At 48.1% G+C, this 972-nt stretch carries 1 pseudogene; it reads left to right on the top strand.

From position 1 onward, the window contains the following. Positions 1-39 precede the first annotated feature (39 nt). Positions 40-972, top strand: a pseudogene (locus CXF69_RS00540) (IS256 family transposase); the annotation flags it as partial.

Below are 972 nucleotides of genomic sequence, written 5' to 3'. Positions count from 1 at the left end.
TGTGTAACTGCTTATAATCCACTAACAGGAGAATAAGCAATGACTAACCAATCTGACATCAAGAAACTGGCTGAGCAAATGGCCAGCAGCATGAAAAGCTTCGATGACATCAAAGACTTTCAAAAGCAGCTCATGCAGTCCTTCATCGACACTGCCCTAGAAGCAGAAATGGAAGAGCATCTCGGCTACCCCAAGCATGAAAAGGCAGACAGGCCTAATAAGCGCAATGGGCACACTAAAAAGAGAGTCCGTAGCGACACAGGCGAGCTTGAGATCTCCACCCCCAGAGACCGCGACAGTAGCTTTGAGCCTGTACTTGTCAGTAAGCATCAAACCCGTATTTCAGGTCTTGATGACAAAATCATATTTCACTACAGGCATAGCCTTACGTCTTGCGCTTCGGGCAAGTGTCTCCCAGACACTTGCTGATCCTCGCTCATACGCCAAAGGTCAAACCACTACTGAGATTGTCGAAACCATCAAGGACATCTACGACGTCGACATCTCAAGCAGCTTGGTTTCCAGAGTCACTGACAACATCTTGGATGACATCACCGCTTGGCAGAACCGGCCACTGAGCAGCGTCTATCCTATCGTCTACTTAGACTGCATTGTCGTCAAAGTTCGTCAGGACAAGCAGATCATCAACAAAGCTATCTATCTGGCCTTAGGCGTTGCTCTTGATGGTAAAAAAGAGCTGCTTGGTATGTGGCTGTCAGAGAACGAGGGCGCTAAATTCTGGCTTGGTGTTCTCACTGAGCTACAAAACCGCGGGGTTCAAGATATTCTTATTGCCTGTGTAGACGGCCTAAAAGGCTTCCCTGATGCCATCAATACGGTCTACCCTAACGCTCAGGTTCAGCTGTGTATCGTGCATATGGTGCGCTATTCGATGAAGTTCGTACCTTGGACGGACAAGAAGGCCGTAGCAGCTGATTTAAAGGCCATCTACGGTGCTGATACGCTTGAGAT

Origin of the sequence: Psychrobacter sp. Choline-02u-9, from assembly GCF_002836505.1 — a bacterium.
Taxonomy (GTDB): Bacteria; Pseudomonadota; Gammaproteobacteria; order Pseudomonadales; family Moraxellaceae; genus Psychrobacter.
The sequence above is the reverse complement of the archived record's forward strand: the minus strand, read 5'-3'. Positions and strand labels throughout refer to the sequence as shown.